This is a genomic window from Bifidobacterium sp. LH_416, assembly GCF_056357055.1.
In genome coordinates this window covers 207,705-234,297 of sequence record NZ_JBKEVJ010000002.1, presented here as the reverse complement: position 1 = coordinate 234,297, position 26,593 = coordinate 207,705, and the positions used below count along the sequence as shown (strand labels likewise).

Below are 26,593 nucleotides of genomic sequence, written 5' to 3'. Positions count from 1 at the left end.
AGATAATCATGCCTACACTCGTTGTATCCATAACCCTGTTCGTACTCGCGCTGCTTATCGGTATCGAGGTCATCGGCAAGGTGCCCGCCACCCTGCATACGCCGCTGATGTCTGGCGCGAACTCCATTCACGGCATTGTGATTGTCGGTGTGGTGATCGTAGCCGCCGAAGCCAATTCGCCGCTGGCTTACGTGTTCATCTTCCTGGCCGCCGTGCTCGGCACGATGAACGTGGTGGGTGGCTATGTGGTCACCGACCGCATGCTGGAGATGTTCAAGTCCAACAAGAATGAGAAGAAGGGAGAGTCGAAGTAATGACCTCCGCAACCGTGGAAACCATCGATATCGTCGCATGGTTCGTATACCTGTTCTCGGCCGTCATGTTCGTGGTTGGCCTGCACTTCATGAACTCCCCGAAAACCGCACGTAAGGGCAACCAGATTTCCGCATTCGGCATGGTTGTGGCCGTGCTCATGGCGTTCGTAGTGCTCTTCGCCAAGGGATTCGTGAACGTTGTGGCTGTTGTGGTGCTGGTTGTCGGCATCCTGATTGGTGCGGTGGCCGGTGTGGTCTCCGCCAAGAAGGTCAAGATGACCGATATGCCGCAGTTGGTCTCCGTGTTCAATACCGTGGGTGGCGGCGCCGCTGCTCTGGTGGCATTGAACGATATCCTCACCAAAGAGGGCACCCCGGATATCGTGGTGCTCATCACCGCGGGCCTCGGTATTCTGATCGGTTCCGTGACCTTCACCGGCTCGCTGATTGCCGCTGGCAAACTGCAGGGCATCAAGTGGGTGAAGAAGCTGGCCTTGCCAGGCAAGGGCGTGTGGAACATTCTGTTTGCAGTCCTGTCCATTGCATCGCTGGTGATGCTGTGCGTTCAGCCTGAACAGCGCCTGCTGTGGTCGATCCTGACCACCGTGTTTGCTCTGTGCTACGGCCTGGTGTTCGTGATTCCGATCGGCGGCGCTGATATGCCGGTGGTGATCTCCGTGCTCAACGCATGCACTGGTACTGCAGTGGCCATGTCCGGTCTCGCCATTGACAACGTTGCCCTGATTGTGGCTGGTGCACTGGTCGGTTCTGCTGGCGTGACCCTGTCCATTCTTATGGCTCAGGCTATGAACCGCCCGCTGATTTCCGTGCTCGCCGGTGGCTTCGGCGGTGGCTCCGGTGCCGCTGCTGCAGGCGATGGTCCGGAAGGCACCATGAAGGAAACCACCCCGGATGATTTGGCCGTCCAGCTCGTCTACGCCGAGAAGGTCATCTTCGTGCCTGGCTTCGGACTGGCTCAGGCACAGGCTCAGCGCGAACTTGCTGACCTTGGCGAACTGCTCAAGGGTCATGGCGTTGAAGTCTCCTACGCTATTCACCCGGTTGCTGGCCGTATGCCTGGCCACATGAACGTGCTGCTGGCCGAGGCCAATGTGCCTTACGAAGAGCTTGTGGACCTCGACGAGATCAACCCGCAGTTCCCGCAGGCCAACGTGGCCCTCGTCGTTGGCGCGAACGACGTGACCAACCCGGCCGCACGTCGCCCCGGCACCCCGGTCTCCGGCATGCCGATTCTCGACGTGGACAAGGCCCAGAACGTGGTCGTCATGAAGCGCGGCCGCGGCATGGGCTACGCTGGCATCCAAAACGAGCTCTACTTCGAAGACAACACGCAGATGCTGTTCGGCGACGCGAAGAAGAGTCTACAAGCCGTCATCGCCGCCGTCAAGGAATTGTTGGCCTGATGGAGCGTCCTGCGCACCGTAGCAGACTCGAAGTACCTTCGTACGTCTTCGCCTGCTACGGCACGCATGCCGCACGCATCATGCCAACAATTACATTGTTGGCATGACGAAGAACATACAAAAGCGGCTCTCTCTGAAAGGGGAGAGCCGCTTTCGTATGTTGTGCTGGGCTATAGGTGGAACACGCGGGTTACGAAGCCTTCCACGCGGCTCCAATACTGTACGGGGTCGGTCGAGGCGCTCATCGTATGGTCGGCACCCGGTATCATCAGCTGTTCGCGATCAATACTCGCGCAGGCTTGATAGTTCTCCTTCAATGCACGCGGAGAGACGAACGTATCCGCACCACCATGCGCGAAGAACATTGGTATCGTCGTATGATGCAGTGCGCGCGTGCACGACGCGTCCTCGAACGAATAACCAGCGAATCGCAAACATACACGGCTCGCAATCTTGACTAGCACACTCGCAATCAGGCGAGGCAATCGGAACATTGCCGCAGCTGTATCCGTGAACTGTTCCGTCACTGATGCATACCCGCAATCACATACCGCGGCTCTCACATTGCGCGGCAGTTGTGGATCACCAGCAGTCATCATTACCGTGGCGGCACCCATCGAATTACCGTGCAGGAGAATACGCGCCTCAGCATCGGATTCAATAATCAATTCAATCCAGCGCAACAGATCGAAATGCTCAAGCCAACCCATACCGATATATCGGCCTTCGCTCAGCTCATGAGCGCGCAGCGCCGGGCAGAGTACTGTGAAACCGAGACGAGCATAATGATGCGCCCACTTGGCCATTTCACGGGGCTCACCGGTGTACCCATGGCAGCATATCGCGTACAGATGAGGCGTAGGGGAGGCGCAATCAGGGTCGAGCAGCCATCCGTGCAGTTTTAAGCCATCATCGCTGGATATGGTAACTGGCTGCTTCGCTTCATCGAACCAGCTTTCCGATTGCGCAATGTCCTCGGCATCTCGAATCGGCTGCGATTGCTGTGTATTGGATTGCTCCATGGTTTTCGCGCGATTCGGCATAGACCAGGGGAGCTGGGTGTCCAATGCAAATCTGAAGAGGATATGTCCCGCGCCGAGCAGTCCCAAGGCTAGAGTTCCCGCAGTTGCGATGCCGATACCTGTTCCAATAAGTGTTTTTCGTGTGGTCCGCTCCATTGCAACCTCGATTCACCACATATCGGCAATGCCGTTTTTCATTGATTTCTATTGTAGATGTCTTTATCTAAGCCTTGTCCGCGCTTCGCGTATACTTGATTGCTGTTGCTTTGGCAGACCGAACCGTGTCAAGCCAAAGCGTGTTGCTTTGGCACCGGCTGAGCCGTTAAGCAAACAGTCCAGTGGACTGTTTGTAGGCGAAGGGAGCGTGGTTTACCACGCGACGCAAACCGAGCCAAAGCGTGTTGCTTTGGCGAGGGAAGATAAGGTCTCGAAAGAGATTAAATTTTCCGTTATCGACTCGGCGTGAGATGTCACCTCCTTGGGTGTAGGTCTGCGGCGCGTCGTGGCGTCAAACAGACAAAACGATAAGTAACACCGAAAAACAAGGAGTATCCATTATGGCTACCACCATCAAGCTTGAAGGCGAAGCTCGTACTGAGTTCGGCAAGGGCGTTGCCCGTCGTCTGCGCGTTGCCAAGAAGATTCCGGCAACCATCTACGCTGGCGGCGAAGATCCGGCTTTCGTGACCCTGCCGATGCGTGAGACCACCCTGGCTCTGCGTCACACCAACGCTCTGTTCTCCATCGCCTTCGGCGGTGAGACCAAGATGGCCGTCGTCAAGGACGTCCAGAAGAACCCGGTCAAGCGCATCATCGAGCACATCGACTTCCTCGAGGTCAAGGCCGGCGAGAAGATCGACGTTGAGGTGCCGGTCTTCGTTGAAGGCACCCCGAAGGGCGCTGCTGTGGCCTTCGTCGACATCCAGGAGCTCAAGGTTCGCGCTGACGTTGCCAACCTGCCTGAGAAGATCGTCGTGAACGTTGAGGGCCTGACCGACGGCACCAAGGTCTTCGCTAAGGACGTTGTGCTGCCTGAGGGCGTTGAGCTCGACGTTGAGGATCCGGAAGAGTCCGTCGTTACCGTTGAGGTGCCGGAAGACGCTACCGAGTCCACCGCCGCCCCGGAAGCTGCTCCGGCTGCTGACGATGCTGCCGCTGCTCCGGCTGCCGACGCTAAGTGAGTCTTATAGTCTCATGCGATTGGCTGCATGAGACTGATATAACTCAATAATGCAAGTGATTGCATTGTGGAGCCCGTGCCTGAATGTTCAAGGTGCGGGCTCCTACTTTTTCACCATGTGAAAACTCTTACGCGCGTTACACGATGGTGTGTAAGAGTATGCACAGAGCTTGCGCCACAAGCGCACAGCAAACCCCCATCACGGCGGCTTATACCGCCAAGTCAAGAAGAAGTAATGACTAATGACTGAAAACACGCATCACGATCCGGCGGCGCTCGACAAGCTCGCCGAAGCGTTCACCGTACTGCCGAACGACAACCCTGCATCTGATGAGAAGCGTCAGTCCCTCATCGACAAGCCGGCTTTCGGCCAGGTGTTCTCCGACAACATGACCCACATGACCTGGACCAAGGGTGAAGGTTGGTCCGATCGCCGCGTTGAGCCGTATGCTCCGCTGAAGATGGATCCGGGTGCTTCCGTGTTGCACTATGCACAGGAGTGCTTCGAAGGTCTGAAGGCATACCGTCACGCTGATGGTTCCACTTGGCTGTTCCGCCCGGATGCAAACGCCGAGCGTTTCCAGAACTCCGCCAAGCGTCTGTACCTGCCTGAGCTGCCGATTGATGACTTCCTCGGTTCCGTGGCTGCTCTGGTCAAGCGTGATGCCAACTGGGTTCCGTCCCGCCGTGAGTACACGCTGTACATGCGTCCGTTCATGTTCGCTTCTGAGCCGTTCCTCGGTGTGCGTGCTCCGCAGGAAGTCGATTACTGCGTAATCGCTTCTCCTTCCGGCCCGTACTTCCCGGGTGGCGTGAAGCCGGTGAGCATCTGGGTTGAAGATAAGTGGTTCCGTACCGGCCCTGGCGGCACTGGTTTCGCCAAGTGCGGTGGCAACTATGCTGCATCCCTGCTCGGTGAGTACACCGGTATTGCCAACGGCTGCGAGCAGGTGTGCTTCGTGGACGCTGCTACCAAGACTTACCTCGAGGAACTCGGCGGCATGAACATGATGGTTGTCCACAAGGATGGCCACGTTGAGACCCCGTCCTTGACCGGTAACATTCTGCCGGGCGTGACTCGTCGTTCCCTCATCCAGCTGCTGCAGGATGACGGCCATGACGTTGTTGAGACCATGATTGCTCTGGATCAGCTGCTTGAGGATATCAAGTCCGGCGAAGTCACCGAGGTGTTCGCCTGCGGTACTGCAGCCATCATCACCCCGATCGGTCGCTTCAAGTCCGAGAAGTTCGACGTCACCGTGGCTGACGGTGGCTCCGGCGAACTGACCGTTGCTCTGCGCGACCAGCTGCTCGGCATACAGCTCGGCGAGATCGAAGACCCGCACAATTGGATGTGGAAGGTCTGCTAGTAGACGTTCGAACATCCGTTTGAAGTGATGCCGCAAGCCCTACTCCCATAAGGGTTTGCGGCATTACTTGTTTTTGGAATAAAATCGAGCATAAGTCCATTCGCCAACATTGGGCAACAAATTCCAATCTAGAATAAACTAGTGTGTCGTGATTTGTCTCGTTTATGTCCGTATGACTGTGCCGCCTAACAGCTGGAGGTGAGCTCGCGCTGGGTAATCTACGCTACTTGGCTGTCATTAGCTTTGTTATTGATGCATTTAGATCGATGTGAAAGGTGGTGAATCATGGGGCACTTGGCAAAGCGGCGCCGTGCCGCAAAGATTCTGAGTTGTCGTTTCCGGTTTATCAGAAGAACTGACGTAAGCCTGAGTATGTACTTGCGTGAGGTTCGTAAGAGCTTGCGTTATTGCTACGGGGTTCCGCGTTGATTTAATCGGCATGCTGTTCGGGTGGTTGTGTCCCACTCATACAGTCAATCGATTGATACGTGAACCGTGGCAAATTTCGTTGCCACGGTTCGCGATTTCGGCCTTTTTCAGGAAACCGGGACAATGGTTCCTCGCGTAACCATGATATTCACTTCGTCGCCATGGAGAAAAAGCCCGGAATTCCAACGTTTTGCGTTGAGGGGAATATGCTCATGGCCACGTGAGCGCCTCTGGAAATGTCCCGGTTTCCCGTAAAGGATCGAAATCACGAACCGGGACAGTGAAAACCGTTCCCGGTTCATGCATAAATCGATTGACGGAACTACCGGGACGACGGGAGACCACTCGGCATGCGTGTACGGGGTAATTATGACGCATGTGCTGGCGCATTCGAGTAATCGTGTGCAGCGCCGGATGATCCGAGGGAAGCTTCTAGATGGTGGCGAGTCTATGGGTCTTACACGTAAAGCAGCGGCCCATCTTCGACAATGAATGGGCTGACTTCCGTGGACACTTCGATACGGCTTGTGCGTAAGCCATGAAAACGCCTGCGATTTGACGTTTCTGAATTTGACCGCGTATGGTGAATCGCGTTATGGAGAATAGTGTCATGTTTGAGCTTGCTGGCCGATTTGGCTATGCTGCACGCTGGCAGGAGGAACTGCTGGCGTTGCTCAAACATACCTTGAAATTGTTTAAGGGATTGCTAAAGGGTTCTCTTCCATTTCGAACCACTGAATATCGCATAACCCAAGCAATAGCTGCCATCTAGCGTAAAGTTCCGCGCAATAACACCCTAGTCTACGTTTTTGCGGGCTTAGCGATGCAGCGTAATCTATGCCCAAGATAGGAATCATTCGAGTGTAATTGTCGGCATCAAGGCAATGACTCGCACTGAACGATAGCGGTTTGCCATATAACACGGCAGACGGTCGGCAATCAGGAATACAGCAGAAAACAACAGAAAAGAGAGAAACAATGAAGTACTTTACTACTGACACGCATTTCGGACATCCGCTGGTTACTGTGCTGCGCGGATTCACTACGTTTGATCCCGGTAGTGCGCAATATACGCACATTCTGCGCGAACAGGGGCGCAAGGCTGCCGAGGATTGGGGCAAGCAGATTGTGCTGGACGACTCCCGACTGAGCTTCCGCAAGGCAGCTGACACTGATGCACATGATGCGGCGGTGGTCGCGAACATCAATGCAATGGTCGGTGAGGATGACGAGCTATGGATTCTTGGCGATATCGGATATCGCACATCCGTACATCATCTCAAGGATTGCCTTCGTCAGCTTAGGTGCCGTCATCTCCACGCGATTATCGGCAATCATGATGATTGGTGGATGGGTGATAAGCCTGCGCTGAATCTCTTCGAGAGCATTGAACCGAACGGTACCGTCGAGCTAAGTGGCATGGATACCAATGCTCCAGATGCTGCAGAAATCGTGAACCTGTCACATTTCCCATACCAAGAAGATCTTGCTTACGGTTGGCCGGATGATGCCGTGCGCTTCCACGAACAGGCGTTGCCGTTCGACGGGCGCAAATTGCTGTACGGGCACACGCATCAGCTCACGCCTGCAGGGGCGCGCCCGGAATCCCTCAACGTTGGCCTCGATGCATGGAATCTGATGCCGGTTTCACAAGAACAGGTTGCCGATTGGTTCCGCGCTCAGCGAGATAGAAACAACAGCACTGGAGAATCGCGCTCTCCTCAGCTCGATATGCCGTCTTTTTCCTGAAATTGATTTCAAATACGTTTTTCATTCTTGAAACCACATCCCCGGTTTCAGACAAGGCTTGTTGTAGTCTCGGATACGGCGAAAAACGATGAAGCCTAGTGAGAAGGGGAGTAGCTCATGCAGGTGGCATTGGAGAACAACATCGTCTTTGTGGGCATTGAATACCTCGCTATCCTATGCTGGGGACTCTCGGGCGGTCTGTCCGCAATCAAAAAAGGCTACGACATTTTCTCCATCATGCTCTGTGGATGGCTCACCGCTCTCGGTGGAGGTCTTTTCCGTGATGTGATGCTCGGAGCGCTTCCTCCGGTGGGTATTACGAATAAGGGCTATGTGCTCACCACATTGTTCTCTGGTGTGATTGTGGTGGTAGCGCATCCGGAAATCAAAAAGTTCAAATGGACTATGACCGTCATTGACGCCCTCGGCCTTGGTTTGTTCGCCGTTAACGGTACGGCAAAAGCCTTGGCATTTGGCACATCTGGCATGACTGCAGTATTCCTCGGTATGTTTACCGCTTTGGCTGGCGGTTTGATTCGAGACATTTTTATCGGTGATGTACCGATGATTATCCGAGACAAGCATCTGTATGCTATCCCATCGTTCATCGGATGCATATTGACAGTGCTTGTCTGGCGAGGCGTGCGCTACGGCTGGTTCGATATGCGCTCTGAAATGGTTTTGGATGTGCTGATTGTCATTATTGTGGTGGCGATTCGTCTGCTATCCGTAGCGTTCAATGTGACTATGCCTGGTGCCATGCCTCGCACGCATGTGTATTTGCCTGGCGAAGGGCGGTATTTGGCGCGTCCGGATATTACGCCGCGTGATTCATCGCATGATGCCAATAATAATGAGTGACTGCATAATCACATATGGTTGCATAACTTCACGCACAGTACTGCAGATCAGTAATTCATAGATAATACATATAGATAGCAAAAAGCCCTGCAATCCAAATTGGAATGCAGGGCTTTTGTAAACCTTAAAGGCTTATGCTCACAGAGCGTTAATTGCCACAGCGAGGCCGGACTTGCGGTTAGCGGCCTGGTTCTTGTGAATCACGCCAGCACCAGCAGCCTTGTCGAGCTTCTGGGCAGCGACCTTGTAGGCGGCCTCGGCGGCAGCCTTGTCACCGGCGGCGATGGCTTCGCGGGTGGCGCGGATGGCGGTCTTCAGGCCGGACTTCACAGCCACGTTGCGAAGGTGCGCCTTCTCATTGGTGAGCACGCGCTTCTTCTGCGACTTAATGTTTGCCACGTTTACTCCAAACGATGTGTTTTACAAGGACATACAAAAGTTAGAGGATAGCACGCACCCAGGAAAAACCCGCGCAGTGCCACGCCGGATACAGTCCCTCGGCTACACTAGGTGAAGTTTGAGTATATGGTGAGCTTACGCCAAGAGGAGGAATGCGTTGGTCGTCCAACACAATCAGCCGGGTTCCACTGATCAGTCGTTAATTCGTAACTTCTGCATCATCGCGCATATTGATCACGGTAAGTCTACTGTGGCCGACCGCATTCTGCAGTTGAGTGGTATTGTGCCCGAACGCGAGATGCGCGACCGCTTCCTCGATCGTATGGATATTGAGCAGGAGCGTGGCATCACCATTAAGTCCCAGGCTGTGCGCGTGCCGTGGACGTTCGACGGTACCGAATACACGCTTGGCATGATTGACACCCCAGGCCACGTGGACTTCACATACGAAGTCTCCCGTGCACTGGCTGCATGTGAGGGTGCGGTACTGCTGGTGGACGCCACCCAGGGTATTGAGGCGCAGACTCTATCCAACCTGTACATGGCTATCGACCATGATCTGGCTATTATTCCTGTGCTCAACAAGATTGATTTGCCGAGCGCCGAGCCGGATAAGCATGCTGAGGAAATCGCTGGTCTGATTGGTTGCGAGCCAAGCGATGTGCTGCGCGTCTCCGGTAAAACCGGCGAAGGCGTGGCTGATTTGCTTGATCATATTGTGATGGAAGTTCCGGCTCCACATGGTGATCCGGAAGCACCGGCCCGTGCACTGATTTTCGATTCCGTCTACGATTCCTATCGCGGTATCGTGACTTACATTCGTATGGAAGACGGCGAACTGCACGACCGTGAAAAAGTGCACATGATGGGTATCGGTATGACCCACGATCCTATTGAGATCGGCGTCATCAGCCCGGATATGACCCGCACCAAGGCACTCGGCGCCGGCGAGGTCGGCTACATTATTACCGGTGCCAAGGATGTGAGTCAGTCCAAGGTGGGCGACACCTTGACCTCCGCGGTCCGTCCTGCGACCGAGCCGCTGCCGGGCTACCGTGACCCGAAGCCGATGGTGTACGCCGGTCTGTTCCCGATTGATAATGCTCAGTTCCCTGAACTGCGCGATGCGCTCGATAAGCTGAAGCTCAACGATGCCGCCCTGATTTATACGCCGGAGACTTCTGTGGCATTGGGCTTCGGATTCCGCTGCGGCTTCCTTGGTCTGCTGCACATGGAGATTGTGAACGAGCGTCTTTCTCGTGAGTTTGGTTTGGATCTGATTCAGACTGCTCCAAACGTTACCTATGATGTGACTGCTGAAGACGGTAGCGAACATCATGTGACGAATCCGAGCGAGTTCCCGGACGGCAAGATCAAGAAGATCGTCGAACCGATGGTTGCTGCGGACATCATCACGCCGAAGGAATTCATCGGTGCGGTGATGGATTTGTGCCAGGATCATCGTGGCATCATGGGCACGATGGAGTACATTTCCACTGACCGCGTGGAAATGCATTACCGTATTCCACTTGCGGAAATCGTGTTTGATTTCTTCGATCAGCTGAAGTCCCGCACCAAGGGATACGCATCGCTTGACTACCACGAGGATGGCGAACAAACCGCCGATCTGGTGAAGGTGGATATTCTCATCCAGGGTGAGAAGGTGGATGCTTTCAGCGCCATCGTGCACCGTGATAAAGCGTATAGCTATGGCGTGATGATGACGAAGAAGCTGCGCGGTTTGATTCCACGCCAGCAGTTCGAGATTCCGATTCAGGCTGCAATCGGTTCGCGCATTATCGCGCGTGAGAACATCCGCGCGTTGCGCAAGGATGTGTTGGCCAAGTGCTACGGCGGTGATATTACGCGTAAGCGTAAGCTGCTCGAGAAGCAGAAGGCTGGTAAGAAGCGTATGAAGATGCTCGGTCATGTGGAAGTACCGCAGGAGGCATTCATCGCCGCGCTCTCCACTGGCGAGGAATCCAACGACCGCGACACCAAAGACAAGATTCGCGCCGCCCAGAAAACAGAAGGCTGAGAATCAATCGTAAGGTTGTGGGCTCCCTCGTCAGAGGGAGCCGCAATGCGCCAGAGTAGGAAGGGGGAGTCACTGATGCCGTTTGAGGTTTATATCCATGTGCCGTTTTGTCTGCGCAGATGCGGCTATTGTGACTTCAACACCTATACGGCGGTGGATCTGGGAGGCGGGGCTTCGCGCGGCAACTATGCCAATATGGTCATTCGAGAGATGGAACTGACCAAACAATGGCAGCTCGACCATGGCATCGAGGAGCCAGAGGCCTCCACGGTTTTCTTCGGTGGCGGCACGCCCACGATTCTTTCGGCAGACGATCTGGTATCCATGCTGAATGCCATCCGCCGTATCTGGGGCATCGCACCAAATGCGGAAATCACCACTGAAGCCAATCCGGACACGGTCAATGAGTATTACATCAATCGTCTTGCCGAAGGTGGCTTCACGCGTATCTCCTTTGGCATGCAGTCCGCAGTGCCGCATGTCCTGAAAACACTCGACCGCACGCATACCCCGGCCAACGTGGCTGCCGGCGTTAAAGCCGCGACCAAGGCCGGTTTGCGCTCCAGCGTGGATCTCATCTACGGAGCACCGGGGGAGAGCCTTGATGATTGGCGCACATCGGTCGAAACAGCTATTAACCTCGGTGTCAATCACATCTCCGCCTATGCTCTGACTGTGGAGCCGACCACGAAAATGGGTCGTCAGCTTGCGGCAGGTACTCTGCCAAAGCCGAATGACGATGATGAGGCCGCCAAGTACGAGATTGCCGATGATCAGTTTACCCAGGCCGGCCTCGAATGGTATGAGGTTTCCAACTGGGCTCGCCCTGGATATGAGAGTCAGCATAATCTCGGTTACTGGCGCAATGTTGATTGGGCTGGTTTAGGGCCGGGCGCACATTCTCATTACAATGCGATGGCCTCCAGAACACACGGCCTGCGCGCATGGGATATCGCCCATCCGCGTTTGTGGGGCACGGCCATCAATGAACATCGTGTGCCATGGGGCGGCAGCGAGGAGATTACGCCGACTGAGAACCTCGAAGAGCTCATCATGCTGGGGCTGCGTATCCGTGAAGGCCTTGATTTGGGCCGGGTCAATCGGACCATTTCCGCTCAGTCGGCGAGCGCAGCCGGTTTGCGACTCATTGAGCCGAATGCTCTGCAGCCGATGGTTGATGAAGAACTCATCACCCTCGAACGTCAATCTGATAGTTCAGCATACGCAGGCAGCCTCAACGCCGAATCCGATCAGGGGACCGGCATTCGTGTTATTCCCACTCGCAAAGGTCGCTTACTGAACGACGCTATTATCGAAACGTTCTTCGAACTTATCGGCGTGTGAATTCCGAAAAACCATAAGTGTTCCACACGCCACTAGTGCAATCCCGCAAGTGAATGAACACAATGCGGGACTTTGTTCATTGCATTATGCCCTGACTCCGCGCATAATGTGAGCCGTGTTAAATAGACACTCTGTTGTCTGATTAATGGCTTTCATGTGCTGACGGAAAAGGAGCTTGGCGTGCGCAATGTGTGGAAAGTATTCGTTCGAGATATGCGGCGAGTACTCGCTGTACCGTTTGCGATGATTCTGCTTATTGCATCATGCGTAATTCCTGGACTCTACTCATGGCTGAACGTAGCCGCGAACCTCGACCCTTATGCTCGAACCGGCAATGTGCCCATCGCCGTGGCTAACAATGATCGAGGCACGTCGGTAAACGGCATGACTATGAATTTCGGCAAGCAGACCGTAGCCGAGCTCAAGAACAATCATGATTTGGGATGGCAGTTCATGAGCGAAAGCAGCGCCATCGAAGGCGTGGAATCAGGCGACTATTATGCGGCCATCATCATTCCCAAAGACTTCAGTGCAGATATGACCAGTGTGCTGCAAGGCACTATCACTCGCCCGCAACTCGAATTCTATGTGAACGAGAAAGTCAACTCATTATCGCCACGAGTAGCTCAGTCCGGTGCGCAATCACTCGAAAAGCAAATTAATGAATCATTCGTACGTACCGTAAGTGCCACTGTTACCCGTGAATTGACCAAGGAAGCCGGCAAGATCAACGATAAGCTTGACGGCACTGCAAACACCCTGAGCGGCAAGCTTGATAAGGCCCAGGGCAGCATCACCGATGCCCGCTCAGGCACCAGTGATGCGCAAACATCCATCGAGAACTCACGCCAAACTATCGCCGAAGTCAGAACGGGCATGGCTTCTCTCTCTAATCGTGCGAATACACTATCCGATTCGATTGCAAACACCGCTGATTCAATCAGTGCGGCACGTGGCGGATTGTCAAGCTTCAACCAATCCGCCAATACGGTCATTGCGCAAAGCCAAACCGGGCTGGGAAACCTGTCCAGCACGGCAAACGGAGCCATCGGCCAAATCAACGGCAATGCCGCAGAACTCTCCGGGCAGGTGAGCTCGATGCTTTCCACGCTGCAAACCGCCAACGACCGTCTCGGTGATGCCATCGAAACCATGGAAAACGATTCCACGCTGGCAAACTCCCAAGCATTGCAGCAGGCCAAAGACCATCAGCAGGCCATCGCCGATCAGATCACAGCCCTGCAGCAGATTAATACTGCGATTCCGGACTCGCTCAACGCGTCGCAGGAGACTGTCAACAAGGCAATCAATACCATCAAGCAGAAAGCGGATAACCTTTCCCGTATCTCCGGCGAAACCTCCAATAAAGCCAATCAAGGATTCGACACGCTTTCAGCAAACCTCACCGGACTGTCCGCAACCACGGCGGCGACCGCACAAGAGCTGAAACAACTCGACTCCAGCCTTGCCCAACTGGACTCCACATTGGCCTCCGCCTCGGAAGTCATGACGCAAACTGATACGCAACTCAAACGGGTGGATGATTCCATCACGCGTACACGCAACGATTTCACCGTGCTGGAAGCCAGCGAAGCCTGGGCCAAGATCAAAGGACTATCTGAAGTCAACGCGGATACCGTTTCCGACTTCCTCGCATCTCCGGTATCGCTGGATTCGCGAGAATACTATTCGGTACGCAATTACGGTTCTTCCGTAGCACCGTTCTTCACCAACGTCGGCTGCTGGGTTGGCTCATTCGTGGCGATCACCCTATTCAGGCAGGACGCCGACTCGGATGGAATCGAAGGATTGACACCCGCACAGGCCTTCCTGGGCCGATGGCTGCTGATGATGCCGCTCGCCATGCTGCAAGGCTTTGTAGTCTCCGTAGGCAACCTCATCATCGGCATCCAGTGCCTCAACCCTGCGGCATACATCTTCGGCACCATGGTCTGCTCGATGACCTATGTATCGCTCGTATACAGTCTGGTGATGATGTTCAGACATATCGGCATGGCGCTCAGCGTCATCGTGCTGATTCTCCAGGTGCCTGGCGCGGGAGGCATGTACCCAATCGAAATGATGCCGCGCTTCTACCAGCTACTTCACCCAATATTGCCGTTCACCTACGGTGTGGAAGCATTGCGCGAACCTATAGGCGGCTTCTATGGCAACGCGTTCTGGGTTGATTTGGCACGCACGGCTCTGTTTGCTGTAGTGTTCCTGTTTTGCACCGTATGCTGCCGTCCGGCGCTCGCCAACCTCAATGACCTGTTCACTCGGGAATTGGCGGACACTGATCTGATTAACGTCAGGAAGCAGGAAGTGGTCGGATCCGAACGCAATGTGATGCGTACTGTGCGCAAAATGATGCACGATCCTACCTGGGGCGCTGCAATACGCAAGCGTGCGGCGACCTTCGAACGCTACTATCCCACGGTGATTCGTTTCGGATTCCATCTGATCTGGGCGATTCCTGTACTGTTCCTCATCATCATGATGATTACCGGCCCGCGCATCGCATTCCTGGTTGTTTGGCTAATCGCGGTGCTGGTTATTGATATCGCACTTATCATCATCGAATATCTGCATTTGAATCTGCCAAGGCAGGCTGCAGAAAGCAGCATGGATATTCGCGAACTTATGCAATCCGTGATTGGAAAGGTGATGCACTGATGCGCAACATCTGGACTATTTTTGTGGGCGACATCAAACACATCGGTGGCAGTGTCATAGCATTGATTATTGCCATCGGCCTGATACTGATGCCCTCGTTCTACGCCTGGTTCAATATTTACGGCAGCTGGAATCCGTATAACAACACGAGCGGAATGAAAGTGGCCGTAGCGAACGCAGATCAAGGCTACCAAGGCGATTTATTGCCGGCAGCCGTGAACGTAGGCGATCAGGTGGTTAACGCTTTACGCGCCAACGAAGATCTCAAATGGACATTCGTGACTGAAAAGAACGCCAAAGACGGGGTGCAAAGTGGCGAATACTATGCTGCGATTGTTATCCCCAAGAACTTCAGTTCCGATGTGTTCGCCTTGTTCACTGCACAAACCAGCGATACCGGTAACGCAGACGAGTCAGATACAACGGATGCCGTGCATCACGCCCAGCTCATCTATTATTCGAATCCCAAGAAGAATCCCATCGCTTCAACAGTCACCAATCAAGGCGCTGCGGCTGTGCAGGAACAAATCAATGACACGCTGACTTCAACGGTGGCAACAGCATTGATTGGCACGATGGATTCCGTGCTGGATTATTTGGATACTGACCAAAGCAGTCGGTCAATATCCACGCTCAGCGCCAGCTTGCGGCAGGAATCAGAAGATTTGTCTTCGGCCGCAGCATTGAGTTCCAGTTATGCGGGGCTAACCCGTTCGGCGGCATCGATGATGGAAACATCGCTGCAGGCTATGCAATCCTCCAAAGACTCCATGAATTCGCGTGGCGTTGATACCACAGCATTAAAAAACAAGCTCAACAAGGCGGCCGATGCCATCGACCAAGCCAACAGTGGTATGGAAGCCGCGTTGGACGCTTTGGCTGATGCCCTTGAATCAGCTGGCTCCAACGTGGCCGACGCGCTGGAGAAACCATCCTCCTCGGCGTCAGATACCGCAGCAAAACTTCGTGCTATCTCTACGAATACCGTCAAGCCGATGATTGCCAACCTCAACGATTATCGCAGCACGCTTGCTGGTTTGAAAGACCAGGCTACGACGGATGCCGAACTGAAAGCGCTCACGGCCGCCATCGCTGACGTTGATCGCAGCATCGACAAACTCAATGATTATGATGCCAAGCTCAACGCGGCAGCGGACAAGGTGGCAGCCGGCTCACAATCCACAAGCCAAGCCGCTACGGATATTCGCAATCAAACCAGTGCGTTGGCTCAATCGATTCGGGATCTGAAGCAGTCGTATCAGGATAATGTGATGACGCCGATGAAAAATGCTGCAAATGCAGCTCGGCAGAGCGGCAAGGATGCGGCACTGCTAGTGAGCGATGCGCAATCCCTGCTTGCGAGCGTAACCGAAACCACGCAATCCGGTGGGCAAAGCGCTGCGGATGCGCTCGACCGTATCAATACGGTAGCCAGCACGCTCGATTCAGCAAACAGCCAATTGACCGATCAGGCCGGCAAGCTGAAGCAAACCGCGGACAGTATCGACGAAGCCCTGGCATCCGGGGGAGTGGAACAGGTACGCACCTTGTTCAGTCAGCCTGCGGATACGTTGGCTGCAGCCATGACCACACCAGTGAGTCTCAAGCGCAAAGCTATCTTCCCGGTGGAAAACAACGGCTCCGCTATGGCACCGTTCTATACGCTGATGGCCATTTGGGTGGGCGTTATGTTCCTTGGCATCATCATGAAGCCGAATGTGTCCGAGAAAACCGTGGCAGCACTGCATAAGCCGAAAGGCTGGCAGCTGTATCTTGGCCGAGGCGTGATATTCGTCTCACTTGCCTTGATTCAGACCACGATTCTTGGACTAGGCGACCTGCTCTATCTGCGGGTGCAGACCGTCAACCCGTTCCTCTTTATGCTGTGTCTATGGTGGACGGCCTTTGCCTGCAGCGTATTCATCTATACATTGGCGGCAGTGTTCGGCAATATCGGTAAGGCGATTAGCACGGCATTGATGATTGCGCAAATCGCTGGCACAGGCGGCACATTCCCGGTGCAAATGCTGCCTGACGGATTCCGCGAAGTCTACCCGTATCTGCCGTTCTCCCATGCTATGGCCGCTTTGCGTGAAACGATTGCCGGCTTCTATGGCAATGTGTATTGGGAGCAAATGGGGCGTATGGGCATCTACCTTATTGTGGCTCTGCTTATCGGCATCCCGTTGTATACGCCGATTAGTCGTGCCATGGCTCGTAGTAACGATTTGGTGGCGAGTACCAAGGTGCTTGGCTGATTTGCTGGGGCGCTCTGTGGAGACAGGGTGAAAGCTAACGCTCCTTCAAGTCGAGGATTGGATTGATGCCGTGTGCTCGAGAGTAGTCTTGAGTCTGAGGCAGAGATGCGGGGTCAATTCCGCATGGATATCCAATGAAGGAGCGTTGCCATGAGCCGTCACCAGTCGCTGATTGAACCGTTTGCACTCGCCCATGTGCGCGTTGTTACCGGTGACCAAGCAGGCAGCATACGCAATAATATGACCATTTTGGTCAATGCATCCGGCCGCATCGAACAGGTGGCGCCTAGCATCGAAACCAGTATTCCCGAGGAATACCATTACTTGGATGGCACCGGCAAAACCGTAATGCCGGGACTAATCAACGCGCATACGCATTTGTTTGCGCAGGGCAAGCCTCTCAATCCCAAGCTGGCTACGCCCAAAGGCCAGCGCATGCTTGCTCAACTGGTGCATTCAGCGCTTGGCAAACCGTATATGAAGACTACGGTGCAACGCAATGCGGAAACGCTATTGGATTCCGGTGTTACCACTATTCGTACGTTGGGCGACGTGGGCTATGAAGTGGTGGCGCTGAGGGATAAGGTTGCGGCCGGTGAAGTTGCCGGACCACGAATTCTGGCATCTGGTCCGTTGCTGGCTATTCCGGAAGGTCATGGGGCTCCGTTGATCGCATTGACCAGCTCTACGCCTGAAGAGGCGCGTGCCTGTGCTGCGCAGAATATTGCGCATGGTGTCAACGCGATTAAGATTGCGGCGACCGGAGGAGTGACTGACGCGCAGAAAGTCGGTGAAGCCGGCAGTCCACAGATGAGCGTGGAACAGATGCGTGCCATCTGCGATGAAGCCCATGCACATGGCATTATCGTGGGCGCGCATGCACAAAGTGCGGAAGGTGTGCGCCGTGCACTCAGAGCCGGAGTGGACACCATCGAGCATGGTAGTGCGTTGGATGATGAGCTAATTGGCTTGTTCCGCCATAATCCCAATGCGCTGCGTGGCTATTCCGCTCTGGTGCCTACGCTGTCTGCCGGACTTCCGCTGACCATGATCGACCAGAAGGTGACTGGCATTACGGATATTCAGCTTGAAAACTCCAAGAATGTGGTTGAAGGCATGGTTGCAGGAGCCAAGCAGGCGCATGATGCCGGGTTGGTTGTGGGAGTCGGCACGGATACTGGCATGACGTTCGTGCCGCAGTACGCCACATGGCGTGAACTTGCCCTCTTGGTTCGATTCGCTGGATTCACGCCGGCTCAAGCCATTCATGCGGCAACGCAGGTAAACGCGAAAATTCTTGGTGTGGATGATGTGACCGGTTCGCTGGGAGTCGGCAAATCTGCTGATTTGCTGGTCTTGAACTCCAATCCATTGGATGATTTGTATGTGCTGGAGCATCCGGCCTTAGTGGTGGCCGCTGGTCGGCCGGTATTCAGGCCCGAAGTTGATCGGTTCGTGCAAATTGACGAGCTTTTGGATCAGGCATATGCATAGGCTCTGCTGGAAAAAGAATAAATGGACGCCGTTGTCCGATTATTCATTATGCCAGCTTCACGCTGACTGTTGAATTATCGAATCTTCATATGACCTATTCGGTCGGGGAGAAACATCGCTATCAGATGATTCTCATAAGCGCATGAGCGCTATTTGGTTCAGCGAGCAACCTTGTCGGAGTCGTTGATGATGTCAGCGATCACCTTGGCGCTCTGAACGCTGCCCTGAGCCATGGTGCTTGCACCGTAGAGAGCGAGACCGCGCAGCATAGAATCCTTGAGAGACATAATCGTTTCCTTTCGTTGGGTCAAAGCCGGTTGGCTTTGATTTTTTTCGGCTTCGTTTGAAACCGGTTTCAGAATAACGCTGTTTCGTTGCGTTGGCAAGTTACCGTATGGTCATCGGCGTTTCGCGCCATTTTCCGCCATTCTTACTCCCGCTTGAATCGAACCGGTTCGATATGAATGTGCTTGTGCGTACGCCTCTCTATGGTGGATTACTGATTGCAGGTTTAACCAGCGTCGCAAAGACGTTGGAAAGAAAAAAGGGGAGAGGCATGGCGAGGAGTACGAAGCGTTCCCGGCCGGTTATCAAGGATGTGGCCAAGCTCGCCGGTGTTTCAGCTCCCACGGTATCGCGATATCTCAATGGCACTGCGAATATTACTGAAGACAAACGCAAGCGCATAGCCGAAGCGATTCAGGAGCTTGGCTATGAGCCGAGCATGGCAGCTCGTGCGTTATCCAATCGTGAGATGGATTCTGTAGTGGTGTTCGCCTCAAAGCCGGATGAATTCTCTACTTCCGCCACCAATCATGGCGTGGAGGCCGCCGCACGGCAATGCGGTTTTCTTCTCAATATCATTTCTTTGGACGAATCTGATATAGCTACGGTTGCAACCCGTGTGAAGATGGGACTGGCGGTAAGGCCCGCCGGCGTGTTGGTCTATGAATACGGCTGGGCCGGTGTGGAAGCACTGAAGGCTATCCCGCAAAGTGTGCCCACAGTCGTAGTGGGTGGCGGCTTTGGGGATGGCGATTATCAGATCATCAATGCCGAGCGTGATGGTGGCCGCTGGATGACTATGCATTTACTGGATTTAGGGCATCGCACGGTATTCCATGTGCAATGGGACCAGGAATCCGGTGACAATTCACGTACCAATGGTTGGAGAGATGCACTCGAAGAGCGTGGCGTGGATGTGACGGAGCCGATTATGGTGCCTGCTGGTGATTTGCGTAAAGCTGTGCTGGTGGGGAAGAGTCTTGGCAGCCGCGACGATGTAACAGCTGTATTTGCTGCCAGTGATGAACTGGCTATTGCTGTTATCAAGGGATTGCGTGAGGCTGGTCGCAGGGTTCCTCAGGATGTGAGTGTTGTCGGTTTTGACGACATGTCTTTTGACGCTATGTGGGAACCGCCGCTGACCAGCTACACGCAGAATTTCCATGAGATGGGGGAGCGCGCCTTCCGTATGCTGTTTGCGCAGATTCAAGCCAATCGAGCCGGAATCGAGCCGCCGCCTGCGCAGGTGGAAATCGTACAAGGCCGCCCCTGCCTGCGCGAGTCCGAAGCGACGTTTTCTGGTTTCCCTATTTGAGTTTCTGGCTCCCATTCTTGAGTGAAGCTGTCAGCGAAGCTGACTGAGAGGAGCCTTGCGTGAATGACACAAAGTACGAAAAAGTAAAAATGGACGCCGTTGTCCGATTATTCAGTTATGCCAGCTTCCCGCTGACTGTTGAATTATCGATATTCATGGATGACCTATTTGGTCGGGGGAGAAGCATCTGTACTAGATGATTCCCATATGCGCTTGCGCTAGTTGATTCAGCGAGCGGTCTTCTCGGAATCGTTGATCAGATCAGCGATCAGTTCAGCGCTCTTCATGCTGTTCTGAGCCATGGTGTTGGCGCCGTAGAGAGCGAGACCGCGCAGCATAGAATCCTTGAGAGACATAATCGTTTCCTTTCGTTGGGTCAAAGCCGGTTGGCTTTGAATTTTTTCGGTTTCGTTTGAAACCGGTTTCAGAATAACGCTGTTTCGTTGCGTTGGCAAGTTACCGTATGGTCATCGGCGTTTCGCGCCATTTTTCGCCATTCTTACTCCCGCTTGAATCGAACCGGTTCGATACGAATGTGACTATACACGCTTCTCTATGGTGGAATCGACACCGTTCCCTGTCAGACTTCTCTGAGGGGAGTATCAGCCCAGCTTCTTCAGCAATGACTCCACGTGCCCTTTGGCACGCACGTTGTATCGAGCCAATTCGATGACGCCCTGGGCATCAATGGCAAAAGTAGAGCGGATTACTCCCACATGCGTCTTGCCATACAGCTTCTTTTCTCCATATGCGGCATACAACTTATGCACGGTCAGATCGGGGTCGGAAAGCAGTGGGAACGACAGGTGATCGCGTTCGCGGAACTTCTGCAGTTTCGCAATCGAATCCTTGGAAACGCCGAGAACCGTGTATCCAAGCGCACCAAGCCGTGCCATATTATCGCGGAAATCGCAGGCTTCTGTGGTGCAGCCCGGAGTCATTGCGGCTGGGTAGAAGTAGAGAATCACACTTTTGCCCTGCGTGGTGAGTGCTGACAGAGTCACCGTACATTCAGTGCCGTCCGGGTTAACGGCAGACAGCGTGAAATCCGGTGCCTGCGCCCCTGCGGTCAGTCGCACAGGCAAGTCGGCTGCAGGAGAGGTGGTGGTATCGGTCGAGGTATCAATGGTGTGTTCGGTGTTGCTCATACTCGGTATCGTAATTGCTGCTCTCGTCTCTGGTCCTGCCATTTCACGTGATTACCACAGCACGTCAATGGGTGCTGTGGTTTTGTTGGTTTCGATGATGCGGCAGATTTGCTCGGGCGTCTCCTTGCAGCCGCGGCGAATCCACAGCCAGATGATTGAGGAGACCGCCGAGACCAGAATCTCCATCGCATAATCAGCGGGAATACCGTTGTAGTCATGCTTCGGTTCTTCCCCGAAGCGCTTGGCCTGTGCCACGATGAGCTGCTTAAGTACGTTCTTCAATCGATCGTACAGCTGCATATCGGTGCCGGAGCGGGAGACCGCATTGAAGAATGCATAATCGTCTTTGACATAGTGCAATGCCTTGGCGATGGCTACTTCTTGGAATGCATCGCACACGGATTTACCACTAGGAGTTGTGGTCTGACCGGTTTCGTCAGAATTGTCGATAAGAATCTGCGTGAGGTCATCGATGGTGTCGTCAATGAGCTGCTGGCGCAAATCGAACTTATCGATGTAATGCATATAGAACGTGCCGCGATTGATGCCGGCTGAACGAGCAATGTCGCTTACTGTCATGGCGTCAAAACCTTTGGACTGCATCAGCTGGGTGAATGCCGCCTTGATCTTCGCTTCGGTTTTGGTATTGCGCTTGCCGGTCATGATTCCTTCCGTTTCTTGTCTTCGGCTCGTATTGTTCGACTCTCGATTCTATCAACATGTTGTTGATTTAGTTGCTCAAATCAGCACTTTTCAATGAAGTGTTCAATTTGGACACTTTGCATAATTCTGGTCATTGACGGGCATTTCCGGGCGACTTTACGATTCGAGTAATAAATCAACACGTTGTTTATTCAATGTGAAGAAAAGACACAATACAGGCGAGGTCTACCCCTCAGTCGGCTTTGCCGACAGCTCCCCTGTCAAGGGGAGCCGGGAGGTCGGCAAGAAGGAAACAATCAGCATGGCATATATCGAAATGGTTCATAGCTTTAAGCGCTACCACACCGGAAGCACCACCATCACCGCCAATAACGACGTCAGTTTCGGCATCGAACAAGGCGAACTGGCGATAATTCTTGGCGCGTCAGGTGCCGGCAAATCAACCGTGCTCAACATTTTGGGCGGCATGGACACCAATTCCGAGGGCCAAGTCATCATTGACGGCAAAGACATCTCCAATTACAATGCCCACCAACTCACCGACTACCGTCGCTACGACATCGGCTTCGTCTTCCAGTTCTACAATCTCGTCGCCAACCTCACCGCCAAGGAGAACGTGGAACTGGCATCGGAAATCGTCAAGAATGCAAAAGACCCGGTGCAGACGTTGATAGACGTGGGGTTAAAGGATCGCATCAATAATTTCCCGGCCCAGCTTTCTGGCGGTGAGCAGCAGCGCGTAGCCATCGCACGAGCCGTGGCCAAGAACCCCAAGATTCTGTTGTGTGACGAGCCAACCGGTGCGCTTGATTACAACACTGGCAAACAGGTGTTGCAGATTTTGCAGGATCAGAGCCGCAAGCAAGGCGCAACCGTGGTGATTGTGACCCATAACTCTGCCATCGCCCCCATTGCCGACCGTGTGATTCACATGCATGACGCGCGAGTCAAATCCATAGAAATCAACGAGCATCCGATGGATATCAAGGACCTGGAGTGGTAAATATGGCTGATTTCGAGGATTTCATGGAAGAAAGCTTGGCTGGTTCCGCATCTTCCGCTACCTCCGCAACCCGAACTCATGGGGCTAGTGGGCGCAGACATTGCAAAGCATCCCACTCAAGTCTGTTGCGCAAACGCATGCTGTGGAAGGACATTTTCGCCACATTGCGAAAATCCAAAGGCCGCTTTCTGTCCATCGTGAGCCTGATGCTGCTCGGATCGTTTGCGCTCGTGGGACTGTTCGTCACCGGCCCGAACATGCGCGTCACCGGAACCAACTACTACAACACCAACAATCTGGCCGATGTCACCATCATCAGCGATTACGGACTTACCGACGATGATGCGCACATCATCCGCAATACTCCCGGCGTCAAAGCGGCGGAATTCGGCTATTTCAAAGATGTGACCATCGCACACAGCAACCATAGCCTGCGTATTTATTCGAAGCCAGAAAGCATCTCCACATTCTCGGTTCAGGAAGGCAGACTGCCAAATAAAGCGAACGAAATCGCACTGGACAGTACCGAACGAGACAAATACGCCATCGACAGCACCATAGCTGTCACAGAACAGCCTGATATCGCTGGAGACAAAGTACTCAAGCGCAGTAGATACACAGTGGTCGGCTTTGTGAATTCCAGCGAAGCACTGTCGAATGTGAACCTTGGACAATCCACAGCAGGCACCGGCGAACTCGACGGATACGCGGTGGTTACCGACTCAGCATTCGATTCCAACGTCACCATGATCGGACGCGTAACCTTCACGGATACGCAAACCATGGATTACTGGACCAGCGAATACCGCGACCGAGTGCAGCAGCATAAGGAGACATTGACCACACGTCTGGCCGACCAGCCTCAAGCGCGCGAGGCCACGATTCGCGAAGAGCGCAGGGAACAGATTGATAAGGCGCAACAGCAGGTCGACGCAGCCAAGCAGCAGCTTACCGACGCGCAAACGCAATTGGATGACGCGAAAGCACAGATAGAAGCCGGCAAAGACCAGCTCTCAAACGGCAGTGTGGAAGCTGTGGATCAAGCGTCATCCGCATTGGCTGAGCTTTCAGGTGCCACTGCGCAGATCGCATCCGCCGGCTCGCAGCTGACAGCGGCGCAAACGAAACTGGTTGCAGGCGGTCAGCAGCTGAGTCAAGGGCAAAGTCAACTTGGATTAGCTTGGCAGCAATTGACCGATGCCAAAACACAGCTCGATGTTGTTCGCACGGCATTGGATAGTGCCAAAGCCGTGCTCGATAAAACCGGTGCCGCGCTGCAGACATGGTCGGATTCCGGACTGACCGGCGAAGTATATAACAGTGTGAAAGCACAATACGATCGTGCCGTAGAAGCATATAACAATGCCGCCGCACAATACAACGACAAGCTTGGCTCTTACAATACGGCCCTGCAACAGTGGAATTCCAGTGCTGCCGAGCTCAAGCAAGGCAGCGAGGAATATCAGAACAATGCGGCTGCCATCGCCGATGCCGCCAATCAACTCGCCAACAAACAGACCGAACTCGGCTCAGCGGTCTCCTCGGCACCTGCAAGCGCTTCGAATGGAGCCAGCCAGCTTATTGAAGGCAACCGGCAGCTTGAGAAAGCCCAGGATGAATACAACGCCAAACTCGAAGAATTCAACGAAGCCAAACCAGCGGCCGAAAAGAAAATCAAGCAAGCCGAGCATGATATCGCACTGGCCCGCGAAAAAGTGGACACACTCGAAGTGCCTGCCTATTCGATCGACGGACGTCGCGAAGGATTGACTTCGGAAGGCTACCGAGTCTACGAAATCATCGCTAACATCGTAGAAAAACTGGCATTGATCTTCCCAGTGTTCATGTATTTCGTGGCGGCATTGGTGACTTTCACCACCATGGGCCGTATGGTCGATGAAGAGCGCACCAACTCAGGCACATTGAAAGCACTGGGATATGGCAACTGCGATATTCTCAAGAAATTCGTATTCTACGGTTTCACCGCATCCACTATCGGAACGATTCTCGGCGTCATACTCGGCCATACCCTGCTGCCGATGATCGTCTACCATGCGTACTCGGACGGCTTCACCGTGCCACGTATTGCGCTGGTTTTCCATCCGATGGTTACTTTGGCCGCGTTCCTGCTCGCATGGGTGAGCGCTGTGGTGCCTGCTGTAATCGCGGCATCGCGAGAACTGGCCGACAAGCCTGCGGCACTGTTGCTGCCGAAACCACCCGCCAAAGGTTCGAAGATTTTCCTCGAACGCATCACACCGCTGTGGAACCGGTTGAACTTCACCCGCAAGGTCACCGCACGCAACCTATTCCGTTACAAGACGCGCGGATTGATGACCATCTTCGGCGTGGCCGGTGCAGTGTCGCTGCTTACAGCAGGACTTGGCGTGCAGGCATCCATCGGACAGATCGGTGAGCGTCAGTTCGATGAGATCATCCACTACGACCTCATCGTGGCCGAACGCAGCGATAACAATGAGGAGCAGAACGCGACCGTCGCCCAATCGATGAAACGCGATGCCGTGTCTGACTCCACGCCGATTCGATACGAGGAACTCACCAAAACCGCTGGCAAGGAGAACGATAAGCAGACCATCACGTTGCTGGTCACGGATGACGCCTACAACTTCGGCGATTACATGACCCTGCGCTCGCGTACCACTCGCGAACCGCAAGTGTTGACCGACCGTGGTGCGATCATTTCCGAACGCATGGCGGATATGCTGAACGCGCAGGTGGGGGACACCATTACCGTAACCGACAGCAATGGCGTGGAGCGGCGCGTGAGAGTGGACGGCGTCACGGAAATGTATATCGGGCATTTCATGGTGATGTCTTCCGGGGAATATGAGCATGTGTTCCACACGGATTACCAGTCGAACGCGTACATGGTCAAACTCAAAGACAACAGTATTGAGAACGCCGAACGCCAGGGCGCCTCGTTCATGAAAGTGGATGGCGTCAGGGGAGTGGTACAGAACACTACGATGAAGAATCAGGTGGCCACCATCGTGAATTCACTGAACCAGATTATGGAAGTGCTGATTCTCGTGGCTGCATTGCTCGCCATAGTGATTCTCTACAATCTGACTAATCTGAACGTTTCCGAACGTATCCGAGAGCTATCCACCATCAAGGTGCTTGGATTCCACTCCAATGAGACCACCATGTATATCTACCGAGAAACCATCGTGCTTTCGGGGCTCGGCATTCTTGGCGGATATGCGTTCGGCGAGTGGCTGCATCAGTACATCATCACCGAGGTGCCACCGGACGAGGTGATGTTCGATCCAGCGCTCGGCTGGCTGGCACTCGTTGTGCCGCTGGTGCTGATCGTCGTGGTGCTCGCCGTACTTGGCGTTGTGGTCTATAGACGATTGCGCACAGTCGATATGCTCGCAGCACTGAAGTCGGTGGAGTAACGGCTCTCAATTCCGGTTGGGGTTTCTGATTTTCTCTCGCTGAGTCAAACTCAGCGAGAGAAAATCAGAAACCCCAACCGCATGCTGCTTGATGACATGGCCGGTTTTCCAGGTGTCTTGAAATTGCGTAAAATTGACTCTTGACTTTTTACGCGGTTTTCTCCAGTCGCCTCCGCATGGTCGGAAGCCATATATTGCA

At 54.0% G+C, this 26,593-nt stretch carries 21 protein-coding genes; 15 read left to right on the top strand and 6 right to left on the bottom strand.

Annotated elements, in window-relative coordinates; translation table 11 throughout:
• Positions 1–8: 8 nt before the first annotated feature.
• Together AC1AY0_RS05525 and AC1AY0_RS05520 are read left to right on the top strand one after the other, a co-directional pair.
• Positions 9–314: an NAD(P) transhydrogenase subunit alpha part 2 gene (locus AC1AY0_RS05525; protein WP_033890970.1), complete on the top strand. Its 306-nt coding sequence runs from the start codon at positions 9–11 to the stop codon at positions 312–314.
• On the top strand, positions 314–1,738 hold the full coding sequence (locus AC1AY0_RS05520; protein WP_476525056.1) for an NAD(P)(+) transhydrogenase (Re/Si-specific) subunit beta: 1,425 nt from the start codon (positions 314–316) through the stop codon (positions 1,736–1,738). The genes AC1AY0_RS05525 and AC1AY0_RS05520 overlap by 1 nt, the downstream gene beginning before the upstream one ends.
• 170 nt (positions 1,739–1,908) lie before the next feature.
• On the opposite strand, the gene AC1AY0_RS05515 is transcribed toward AC1AY0_RS05520, so the two are convergent.
• On the bottom strand, positions 1,909–2,916 hold the full coding sequence (locus tag AC1AY0_RS05515; RefSeq protein ID WP_476525058.1) for an alpha/beta hydrolase: 1,008 nt from the start codon (positions 2,914–2,916) through the stop codon (positions 1,909–1,911).
• Positions 2,917–3,317: 401 nt separating this feature from the next.
• Between AC1AY0_RS05515 and AC1AY0_RS05510 the strand changes: the two genes are divergently transcribed.
• The 5 genes from AC1AY0_RS05510 (at position 3,318) to AC1AY0_RS05490 (ending at position 8,349) form a co-directional block, all read left to right on the top strand.
• A complete protein-coding gene (locus tag AC1AY0_RS05510; RefSeq protein ID WP_476525060.1) occupies positions 3,318–3,941 on the top strand; it encodes a 50S ribosomal protein L25/general stress protein Ctc in 624 nt (207 codons plus the stop codon).
• A gap of 241 nt (positions 3,942–4,182) precedes the next feature.
• Positions 4,183–5,310: a branched-chain amino acid aminotransferase gene (locus tag AC1AY0_RS05505; RefSeq protein ID WP_476525062.1), complete on the top strand. Its 1,128-nt coding sequence runs from the start codon at positions 4,183–4,185 to the stop codon at positions 5,308–5,310.
• A gap of 1,039 nt (positions 5,311–6,349) precedes the next feature.
• Positions 6,350–6,511, top strand: coding sequence for a hypothetical protein (locus AC1AY0_RS05500; protein WP_476525064.1), 162 nt, complete (start codon positions 6,350–6,352; stop codon positions 6,509–6,511).
• Between the two features lie 206 nt (positions 6,512–6,717).
• A complete protein-coding gene (locus AC1AY0_RS05495; RefSeq protein ID WP_476525066.1) occupies positions 6,718–7,488 on the top strand; it encodes a metallophosphoesterase family protein in 771 nt (256 codons plus the stop codon).
• Between the two features lie 117 nt (positions 7,489–7,605).
• Positions 7,606–8,349: a trimeric intracellular cation channel family protein gene (locus tag AC1AY0_RS05490; protein WP_476525068.1), complete on the top strand. Its 744-nt coding sequence runs from the start codon at positions 7,606–7,608 to the stop codon at positions 8,347–8,349.
• Positions 8,350–8,487: 138 nt separating this feature from the next.
• On the opposite strand, the gene rpsT is transcribed toward AC1AY0_RS05490, so the two are convergent.
• The gene (rpsT, locus tag AC1AY0_RS05485; RefSeq protein ID WP_007052167.1) at positions 8,488–8,748 is read right to left on the bottom strand and encodes a 30S ribosomal protein S20; all 261 of its coding nucleotides are present in this window, start codon (positions 8,746–8,748) and stop codon (positions 8,488–8,490) included.
• A 157-nt stretch (positions 8,749–8,905) separates the two neighbouring features.
• Between rpsT and lepA the strand changes: the two genes are divergently transcribed.
• From lepA to AC1AY0_RS05460, 5 genes are all read left to right on the top strand, one after another.
• Positions 8,906–10,786: a translation elongation factor 4 gene (gene lepA / locus AC1AY0_RS05480; RefSeq protein WP_476525070.1), complete on the top strand. Its 1,881-nt coding sequence runs from the start codon at positions 8,906–8,908 to the stop codon at positions 10,784–10,786.
• Between the two features lie 75 nt (positions 10,787–10,861).
• Positions 10,862–12,130, top strand: a complete 1,269-nt coding sequence (gene hemW, locus AC1AY0_RS05475; protein WP_476525072.1) for a radical SAM family heme chaperone HemW — start codon at positions 10,862–10,864, stop codon at positions 12,128–12,130.
• A 156-nt stretch (positions 12,131–12,286) separates the two neighbouring features.
• A complete protein-coding gene (locus AC1AY0_RS05470) occupies positions 12,287–14,806 on the top strand; it encodes a YhgE/Pip domain-containing protein (protein ID WP_476525074.1) in 2,520 nt (839 codons plus the stop codon).
• Complete coding sequence (locus AC1AY0_RS05465; RefSeq protein WP_476525075.1) at positions 14,806–17,064, top strand: YhgE/Pip family protein; 2,259 nt, start codon at positions 14,806–14,808, stop codon at positions 17,062–17,064. The genes AC1AY0_RS05470 and AC1AY0_RS05465 overlap by 1 nt, the downstream gene beginning before the upstream one ends.
• A gap of 150 nt (positions 17,065–17,214) precedes the next feature.
• A complete protein-coding gene (locus AC1AY0_RS05460) occupies positions 17,215–18,558 on the top strand; it encodes a metal-dependent hydrolase family protein (protein WP_476526022.1) in 1,344 nt (447 codons plus the stop codon).
• A 158-nt stretch (positions 18,559–18,716) separates the two neighbouring features.
• On the opposite strand, the gene AC1AY0_RS05455 is transcribed toward AC1AY0_RS05460, so the two are convergent.
• Positions 18,717–18,845 (bottom strand): hypothetical protein, encoded by a 129-nt coding sequence (locus AC1AY0_RS05455; RefSeq protein WP_476525035.1) that lies wholly within the window; start codon positions 18,843–18,845, stop codon positions 18,717–18,719.
• A gap of 269 nt (positions 18,846–19,114) precedes the next feature.
• Here AC1AY0_RS05455 and AC1AY0_RS05450 point away from each other — a divergent pair, with 269 nt between their 5' ends.
• Entirely contained in the window at positions 19,115–20,158 is a 1,044-nt protein-coding gene (locus AC1AY0_RS05450) for a LacI family DNA-binding transcriptional regulator (protein ID WP_476526020.1), read from the top strand.
• 227 nt (positions 20,159–20,385) lie between these two features.
• On the opposite strand, the gene AC1AY0_RS05445 is transcribed toward AC1AY0_RS05450, so the two are convergent.
• The 3 genes from AC1AY0_RS05445 to AC1AY0_RS05435 form a co-directional block, all read right to left on the bottom strand.
• Positions 20,386–20,514 (bottom strand): hypothetical protein, encoded by a 129-nt coding sequence (locus tag AC1AY0_RS05445; protein ID WP_476526018.1) that lies wholly within the window; start codon positions 20,512–20,514, stop codon positions 20,386–20,388.
• Between the two features lie 246 nt (positions 20,515–20,760).
• Positions 20,761–21,306: a peroxiredoxin gene (locus tag AC1AY0_RS05440; RefSeq protein ID WP_476525034.1), complete on the bottom strand. Its 546-nt coding sequence runs from the start codon at positions 21,304–21,306 to the stop codon at positions 20,761–20,763.
• 51 nt (positions 21,307–21,357) lie between these two features.
• A complete protein-coding gene (locus AC1AY0_RS05435; RefSeq protein WP_476525033.1) occupies positions 21,358–21,969 on the bottom strand; it encodes a TetR/AcrR family transcriptional regulator in 612 nt (203 codons plus the stop codon).
• A 301-nt stretch (positions 21,970–22,270) separates the two neighbouring features.
• Here AC1AY0_RS05435 and AC1AY0_RS05430 point away from each other — a divergent pair, with 301 nt between their 5' ends.
• Entirely contained in the window at positions 22,271–22,972 is a 702-nt protein-coding gene (locus tag AC1AY0_RS05430) for an ABC transporter ATP-binding protein (RefSeq protein ID WP_476525031.1), read from the top strand.
• A gap of 2 nt (positions 22,973–22,974) precedes the next feature.
• Positions 22,975–26,394 (top strand): FtsX-like permease family protein, encoded by a 3,420-nt coding sequence (locus tag AC1AY0_RS05425; RefSeq protein WP_476526016.1) that lies wholly within the window; start codon positions 22,975–22,977, stop codon positions 26,392–26,394.
• The last annotated feature ends 199 nt before the right edge of the window (positions 26,395–26,593 follow it).